The following is a 7,668-nucleotide window of genomic DNA, read 5'->3' as shown; positions in this document are numbered from 1 at the left end:
ACCGCCACGTCGGCTGGCACCACCGCTGGTAGGGTGGCGCCGGCATGAAACGGGGCGTCCGGCTCGCGCCGGGTGCCCCATTCGAGCATCAGCCTGCATGCGTCGCCCGGCGACCAGCACCCGGAATGTTGCCGGGCGATGGACGCGACCCGCGCAACGCCCCTCGCTCACCCCGGCCCCGATCCCGAACGGCCGGCCGCCCTTGGCGGGTCGTCAAGGATAGCGCACCGGCGGCGGGGAATCGGGCAGAGGGATGAACTCGGAATCGCCAGGCACGGTGTCGAAGCGCGCGCGGCGCCAGTCTTCCTTGGCCTGCTCGATCCGCTCGGGCCGCGAGGACACGAAGTTCCACCAGAGATGGCGCGGCCCATCCATCGGCTCGCCGCCGAGCACCATGAAGCGGGCGGCTTCCGTCGCGCGGACGCTGATCCGGTCGCCGGGTCGGAAGACCAGGAGCTGGCCCGGACCGAAGGTGTCGCCGGCGATCTCGATCACGCCCGACACCGTGTAGATCGCCCGCTCGTCGTAGGTCGGGTCCAGCGGCAGCGTCGCCCCGGCCTCCAGCGCCGCGTCCGCGTAGACCATCGGGCTCGAGGTCCGCACCGGCGACGCGGCCCCGAACGCCTCGCCGGCGATGACGCGGACCGTCTTGCCCTCGCCGGTCAGCGTCGGCAGGGCTGCGGCGTCGTAATGCTCGAAGGCGGGGGCGCATTCCTCGTCCTTGGCGCTCAGGGCGACCCAGGCCTGGATGCCGAACAGGTTCGAGCCGGATTGCCGCAGGTCGGCCCCCGTCCGCTCGGAATGGGTGATCCCGCGGCCGGCCGTCATCCAGTTGAGCTCGCCAGGGCGGATCGGCAGTTCGGTGCCGAGGCTGTCCCGGTGCATGATCTCGCCGTCGAAGAGATAGGTGACGGTCGACAGGCCGATATGCGGGTGCGGTCGCACGTCCATGCCCTTGCCGAGCAGGAATTCGGACGGGCCCATCTGGTCGAAGAACACGAAGGGGCCGACCATCCGGCACTCCGCCGACGGCAAGGCCCGCCGCACCGCGAACGAACCGAGGTCGCGCGAGCGCGGGACGATCAGCGTCTTGATCGCGTCGCAGGTGAAACGATCCCCGGGGATCGGGTCTTCCGCACCGTGCCAGCTCATGATGGATCCCTCCTTCGCGCGATCGTTCGAAGACCGGCGCCTTCGACCCTGGCGTTATGCGGCTTGCCAGCCAGGTCGGAAAGCGAAACGATGGAAACCCATCGTTTCCGGAACTAGATGCATGCGCTTGCCCGATTTCGAGGCCTGGGCGATCTTCGCCAAGGTCGTGGAGGCCGGCTCCTTCGGCCGCGCCGCCTCCGAACTCGGGTTGTCGAACGCGACGGTGTCGAAGGCGGTGAGCCGGCTGGAGGCCCGCATCGGCGCCCGCCTGTTCCATCGCACCTCGCGCAAGCTCGCGCTGACGGAGGCGGGACGGGCGGCCAAGGACGGCGCCGCGCGCATCCTCGCCGAGGGAGAGGCCGCCGAGGCGGAGGCCCTGGCCGGCGCCTCCGAGCCTCGGGGCCTGGTTCGCCTCGCGGTGCCGATGTCGTTCGGCCTGCTCCACGTCACGCCGCGGCTCCCGGACTTCCTCGCCCGGTACCCGGCCGTCTCGATCGACCTGCACCTGAGCGACGAGGTGGTCGACCTGATCGGCGGCGGGTTCGACATCGGATTGCGCATCGCCGCGCTGCCGGATTCCTCGCTGCGCGCCCGCAAGCTCTGCGCCGTCCGCCGCTCGCTCGTGGCGACGCCGGGCTACCTGGAGCGGCACGGCCACCCCGAACACCCGGACGACCTCGTCCGGCATGCCTGCCTCGGCTACGCCTACCTGCCGGCCTCCGACCGCTGGCGGTTCACGGACCCGACGGGGACCGAAGCGTCGATCGTGCCGAAGGGGCCGATGCGGGCCAACAACGCGGAGGCCCTGGCGCCGGCCCTGCGCGCCGGCCTCGGCCTGGCGGTGCAGCCGGACTTCATGATCTGGGACGACCTCAAGGCCGGCACCCTGGAGCGCGTGCTGCCCGATTGGGCCCTGCCGCCGATCGCCCTGCACCTCGTCATGCCGCCGGGCGAGTTGCGGCCCGCTCGCGTGACGGTGCTGATCGCCTACCTCGCCCAGGTGCTCTCCACGGCTCCGTGGGCGAGCGCCGACCATCCTTGAGACGCCCGACACCGGACACGCAGGATCGCGGGTGGAGCGGGCTCGGGCATCTTGCCGGCCGGGCACCTTGTCCGGCGGGGCGGCGTGACCGATGCTGCGCCGCACCAGGGCGCGCGGGAGTTGACGACATGGAGACGATCGGCCGGGACCTGAGCGAGATGCAGCGCATCCCCCTCGCGGCGTCGCACATCGCCGCGCTCCAGGCTGCCGGCGTCGAGCGGCGTTACCCGGCCGGCACCTTCCTCGTGCGCGCCGGCGAACGGGCCGACCGCTTCGTCTACGTCGAGGCGGGCGAGATCGAGGTGGTGAACCCCTTCACCGGTGCGCGGCACCTGCCCTCGACCCTCGGGCCGACGCAGTTCATGGGCGAGATCGCGTTCCTGAACGGCGGGAACTGGTCGATGCCGATGCGGGCGGTCCAGGACACCACCGTGATCGAGGTGCCGCGGCGGGAGATGCTGCGGCTGATGTCCGAGATCCCCGAGATGTCGGACATCGTCATCACGGTGCTCTCGGCGCGGCGGCGGCGGCAGCTCGACACCCATGACGGCACCCTGGTGCTGATCGGCGAGGACGACGACCGGGCGGTTCGGCGGATCGCCGAGTTCGCGAGCCGCAACCGCCTCCCCTACCGATCCTACGCCCTCGGTAGCCCGGAGGCCGAGGCCGTCGCGGAAAGCTGCGCGACGCGCGCGGACCGGCCGGCGGTGATCTTCGGGCGCGACGTGGTCGTGACGGAGCCGACGCCGGACAAGGTCGCCGACCTGCTCGGCCTCAACTACGACCTGATCGACGACGAGGCCTTCGACGTGATCGTCGTCGGCGGCGGCCCGGCCGGCGTGGCGGCGGGTGTCTACGCGGGCGCGGAAGGGCTTCGCGCCCTGGTGGTCGAGGATGTCGCGGTCGGCGGCCAGGCCGGCACGTCGAGCCGCATCGAGAACTACATGGGCTTCCCGACCGGGATCTCCGGTGCCGACCTGGTCTGGCGCGGCGAGGTCCAGGCGATGAAGTTCGGGACGCGGTTCGCCATGCCGCGACGGGTGGCCAAGCTCGAGCGGCTCGAAGACGGCGATTTCTGCGCGACCTTCGAGAACGGGCAGCGCGTCCGCGGGCGCGCCGTCGTCGTCGCGACCGGCGTCCAATACCGGCGCCTGCCGATCGACCGGCTCGAAGCGTTCGAGGGCGCGGGCGTCTACTACGCGGCGACCGACATCGAGGCGCGCTACTGCCGCAACGCCGAGACCGTCGTCATCGGCGGCGGCAACTCCGCGGGACAGGCGGCGATGTTCCTCAGCCGCTCGGCCCGGCACGTCCGCCTCGTGGTGCGCGCGCAATCGCTGGCGGCCTCGATGTCCCAATACCTGTCCAGCCGCCTGGAGGCGGACCCGGCGATCACGATCGAGTACGGCACCGAAGTCAGCGCCCTGCACGGCGACGACCGGCTCGACGCGGTGAGCGTCCGAAACGTGGCGGACGGGACGGTGCGCCTGGTCGTGACCTGCGCCGTGTTCGTCATGGTGGGGGCGGCGCCCAACACGCGCTGGCTCTCGGGCCTCATCGCCCTCGACGACCACGGCTTCGTGCTGACCGGAGAGGCGGTCGGCGCGAACTCGCCGTATGCCACGTCACACGCGGGCATCTTCGCGGTGGGCGACGTCCGCGCCGGCTCGGTCAAGCGCGTCGCCTCGTCCGTGGGCGAAGGATCGGTCGTCATCTCGAAGGTCTGGGACTACGTCCGGCGTTGAGTCGCCCGCGCGCTCAAAGTCGTCGGTGAAGAGCCGCCTGCAACGCGACCGGACGCCGAGGTCCTTCACCCGCCAATTCGATATGGTTTTTGTGCCCGGGACCGACATGTCGGCTCATCGAGCGCAGCGAGAAGGCCGTCCGGACGACGACCGGAAGCCGTTTGGGCCGATCCAGAGCGCGCGGGCGGGTGCGAAAGCACCGACCTCGCGATCGATGTCCGGGGGGCAGGCCACCTGGCGTTCGTCTCGTTTCCCGAACCGTTTCATCGATTGCGTATGAAGAGGTTGGGACGCAAGCATGCGGCAGGGCGCAAATGCCGATACCGATCAGGCCGGATGGGTCAGGGCGCCGACGTTGCGATAGAGCATGTATCCCGCCACCACGAAGATGACCCCGGCGAAGATCCGGTTGAGCAGCCCCTTGTACGCGGCCAGCCGGCCGGCCAGCCGCATTCCCAAGAAACCACCGGCGAGGCCCCCGGCGATGAACTCGGCGGCCACGATCCAGTCCACGAGTCCGGACAGCGCATAGTTCGCCGCCGTGGCCAGCCCGAAGGCGCCAACCGCCAAAAGCGAGGTGCCGACCGCGTTAATCAGCGGCATCCCCGTCGCGAAGACGAGGCCGGGCACGATGAGGAAGCCTCCGCCGATCCCGAAGAAGCCCGACAGGATTCCGACCGTGAACGCCACGGCGAGCACCTTCGCCGTCGGCATCGGCCCGCATCCCTCGGCCGGCGCGCTATCCAGGGCTGGACCGCCGTTTCGCCCGGAGCGAAGCATATGGATGCCGACAACGACCATCAGGATGGCGAACAGGAACAGGAGTCGCTGACCGTCCACGGCCTTGCCGAGGGTCGACCCGACCAGGGCCCCGAGGACGCCCACGAGAGCGAAGACAATGGCGCACCGCCAGCGCACGTTGCCCGCGCGTGCATGACCACCGAACGTCAGCGTGGCGTTGGCTGCGACCGCCAGCGCCCCCGTGCCGAGGGCGAGGTGGGGCTGGGACATGCCGACGACGTAGAGGAGAAGGGGAGTGGCGAGGATCGAGCCGCCGCCCCCGATCAGGCCGAGGGTGAAGCCGACGCCGGCACCTGACAGGAGGGCAGGCAGCGCGGTCATGGCGTGGTCGCTCCGTGAGCCACGCCGGAGCCCCGGATCGCGGTCAGGCGGTGAAGAAGCATTCCGCCGAGCATCGCGGCCACGAAGATCGCCACGTCGGGCAGCCCGAGGACGAGGGCCGCAAGCGCGGGTCCGGGGCATAGGCCGGCGAGACCCCAGCCGATGCCGAACAGGGCGGCGCCACCGAGGAACTTCGGATCGAGGCGGCGGCCGGCGGGAACCTCGAACCGGTCCGCCAGAAAGGGACGGGTCATTCCGCGTCTCAGCCCATAGCCAAGCGCCGAGACGGCTACCGCGCCTGTGAGCACGAACGCCAGGGTCGGGTCGAAGGCGTCGGCGACGTCGAGGAAACCGAGCACGCGGGCGGGGTCCATCATGCCGGACAGGGCGAGGCCAAATCCGAACAGCAGCCCGGCGACGAGCGCCGCCACGATGCGGGAAGCGTTCATTGGGACAGGCCCCCGTGCCGCACCAGGAACACGGTCGCCATCGCGAACGCCATGAATGTCGCCACGGCTGCGAGGGAGCGGGGCGATAGGCGAGCGAGGCCGCAGACCCCGTGGCCACTGGTGCAGCCGGAGCCGAGCCGGGTGCCGTAGCCGACGAGAAGGCCGCCGAGGATCAACATCGGCCACGGTGCGTCGATGCGGACCGCCGGCCATTGCCCGGCGACGCCACGGTAAAGCATTGGGCCGAGCAGCAATCCGACGAGGAACGCGATCCGCCAGGCGGCGTCGCCGTCCCAGCGACCGAGGAGACGGCCGGCGATGCCGCTGATGCCCGCGATCCGTCCGTTTGCGAGGAGGAGCAGGGCCGCCGAGGCGCCGATGAGGGCGCCCCCGGCAAGCGGTGTGAGGACGAAGCTCAGGCCTCGTCCCCCACGCGCCCGAACACCGCCGCCTGGCCCAGCGTGCGGGCGCGGACCTCGACAGTGCGCGGCGGGACGCGGCGGATCGGGCGCGAGGAGACGAGGATGTCTTCCATGGCCGACAGCAGCGCGAGCATGCGCGGGTCCGTCAGTCGATAGTACACCACCTTGTGATCCCGCCGGGTGGAGACAACCTCCGCCTCGCGTAGGGCGCCGAGTTGCTGCGAGAGCGTCGGTTGGCGGATGCCGAGCTCATGCTCGATCTGGGATACCGCGTGCTCCCCCTTAGCCAAGAAGAACAGAATGCGGAGGCGGTTCGGGTTCGCCACCACCTTGAGAAAGTCGGCGACCATTGTCGCCGTCTCCTCGGAGAGGTCCGGCGCCTTGGTCGGCTCGCTGCTCACCAGGCGGCTCCTTCAAGGGTATCAAGGGGGACCTTGAGGTAGCGTCGGCCATTCTCCTCGGGCTCCGGAAGGCGGCCGCCCCGGATGTTGACCTGAAGCGCGTGCAGGATGAGCTTGGGCATCGGCAAGGCGGCGTCGCGGGCGTTCCGTAGGTCGACGAACTCGGCTTCGCTCCTCGCCGCGACCATGTGGATGTTGTGGGCGCGCTGCTCTGCGACGGTGCTCTCCCAGGCCGCCATGCGGCCATTCGGCTCGTAGTCGTGGCCGGTGAAGACCCGGGTGTCGGCCGGCAGGGCGAGGATCGCCTGGATCGAGCGCCACAGCATGGCGGCATCTCCGCCGGGGAAATCGCAACGCGCCGTGCCGGAATCCGGCATGAACAGCGTATCGTGAACGAAGGCGGCGTCGCCGATCACGTAGCTCACCGACGCCATCGTGTGGCCCGGCGAGAACATCACCCGCGCATCGACCTCACCGACGCGGAACGTCTCCCCGCTGGCGAACAACCGGTCCCACTGCGATCCGTCAACGGGAAAGGCGGAGGGTAGGTTGTAGAGCCCCTTCCACAGCCGCTGGACGTCGACGACGCGCTCGCCGATGGCGGTCGGCGCTCCGGTCCGCGCCTTCAGGTAGGGGGCCGCGGAAAAGTGGTCCGCATGGTGATGGGTGTCGAGGATCCACTCGACCGTCAGGCCGTTGGCGCGCACATGTTCGAGGATCGCATCCGCCGAACGCGTCGCGGTCGCACCGGACTTCTCGTCGTAATCCAGGACCGGATCGACGATGGCGCAGCGGCGCGTCGTCGGGCAGGCCACGACGTATTGGATGCTGCCGGTTCGCCTTTCGTGGAAGCCCTCGACGATGGGGTGTTGGCTGGCGCCGGTCATGGTCAAAGTCTCCCCAGGCGGTAGTACCAATCGGCGCCCTGGCCCGTGTCCTGGGCGGGGGCGGCGATCTCGTCGAACGTGAGGGGCGGCGTCGCCAGCACCGGCTCGCCCGGATGCCATCCCTCCGGCGTCGAGACCTCGGACGCGTCGGTGGCCTGCAGGGCGGAGACGAGGCGCACGATCTCCTCGACGCTGCGTCCCACGGTCATCGGGTAGGCGAGGGTCGCGCGGACGGTCCCTTCCGGATCGATCACGAAGGTGGTGCGCACGGTGGCGCTGGACGTCGCGCGAGCCGGCAGCATGCCGTAGGCGCGGGCGATGCCCATGGCCGGGTCCTCGATGATCGGGAACGGCACCCGAACGCCGAAGCGCTGCTCGATGCTGTGCTTCCAGGCGAGGTGCGACGAGAGACTATCGACTGAGAGGGCTAGTGCACTGACGCGAGCGG

General features: G+C 70.3%; 8 protein-coding genes and 1 pseudogene. 2 read left to right on the top strand and 7 right to left on the bottom strand.

Going from position 1 to position 7,668, the window contains the following annotated elements; genetic code table 11:
* Positions 1–213 precede the first annotated feature (213 nt).
* Complete coding sequence (locus tag MFF13_RS00540; RefSeq protein WP_147814975.1) at positions 214–1,152, bottom strand: pirin family protein; 939 nt, start codon at positions 1,150–1,152, stop codon at positions 214–216.
* A gap of 121 nt (positions 1,153–1,273) precedes the next feature.
* Between MFF13_RS00540 and MFF13_RS00535 the strand changes: the two genes are divergently transcribed.
* Complete coding sequence (locus MFF13_RS00535) at positions 1,274–2,194, top strand: LysR family transcriptional regulator (RefSeq protein WP_147828116.1); 921 nt, start codon at positions 1,274–1,276, stop codon at positions 2,192–2,194.
* Between the two features lie 128 nt (positions 2,195–2,322).
* On the top strand, positions 2,323–3,939 hold the full coding sequence (locus tag MFF13_RS00530; RefSeq protein WP_147753798.1) for an FAD-dependent oxidoreductase: 1,617 nt from the start codon (positions 2,323–2,325) through the stop codon (positions 3,937–3,939).
* A 327-nt stretch (positions 3,940–4,266) separates the two neighbouring features.
* On the opposite strand, the gene MFF13_RS00525 is transcribed toward MFF13_RS00530, so the two are convergent.
* From MFF13_RS00525 to MFF13_RS00500, 6 genes and pseudogenes are all read right to left on the bottom strand, one after another.
* A complete protein-coding gene (locus MFF13_RS00525) occupies positions 4,267–5,061 on the bottom strand; it encodes a sulfite exporter TauE/SafE family protein (protein WP_147828117.1) in 795 nt (264 codons plus the stop codon).
* Positions 5,058–5,510: a DUF6691 family protein gene (locus tag MFF13_RS00520; protein WP_147828118.1), complete on the bottom strand. Its 453-nt coding sequence runs from the start codon at positions 5,508–5,510 to the stop codon at positions 5,058–5,060. Before MFF13_RS00520 ends, MFF13_RS00525 begins: the two co-directional genes overlap by 4 nt.
* Complete coding sequence (locus tag MFF13_RS00515; protein WP_238270112.1) at positions 5,507–5,929, bottom strand: YeeE/YedE family protein; 423 nt, start codon at positions 5,927–5,929, stop codon at positions 5,507–5,509. The genes MFF13_RS00520 and MFF13_RS00515 overlap by 4 nt, the downstream gene beginning before the upstream one ends.
* A 104-nt stretch (positions 5,930–6,033) precedes the next feature.
* Positions 6,034–6,282: pseudogene (locus tag MFF13_RS26510) on the bottom strand (ArsR/SmtB family transcription factor); the annotation flags it as partial.
* A 47-nt stretch (positions 6,283–6,329) separates the two neighbouring features.
* A complete protein-coding gene (locus tag MFF13_RS00505; protein ID WP_147828120.1) occupies positions 6,330–7,220 on the bottom strand; it encodes an MBL fold metallo-hydrolase in 891 nt (296 codons plus the stop codon).
* Positions 7,221–7,222: 2 nt separating this feature from the next.
* A partial coding sequence (locus MFF13_RS00500; protein ID WP_238270108.1) for a redoxin domain-containing protein occupies positions 7,223–7,668 on the bottom strand: 446 nt, incomplete at its 5' end.

Source organism: Methylobacterium cerastii, from assembly GCF_022179125.1.
Lineage (GTDB): Bacteria > Pseudomonadota > Alphaproteobacteria > Rhizobiales > Beijerinckiaceae > Methylobacterium > Methylobacterium cerastii.
Note: the sequence above shows the minus strand (reverse complement) of the source record. Positions and strands in the feature narration are given on the sequence as shown.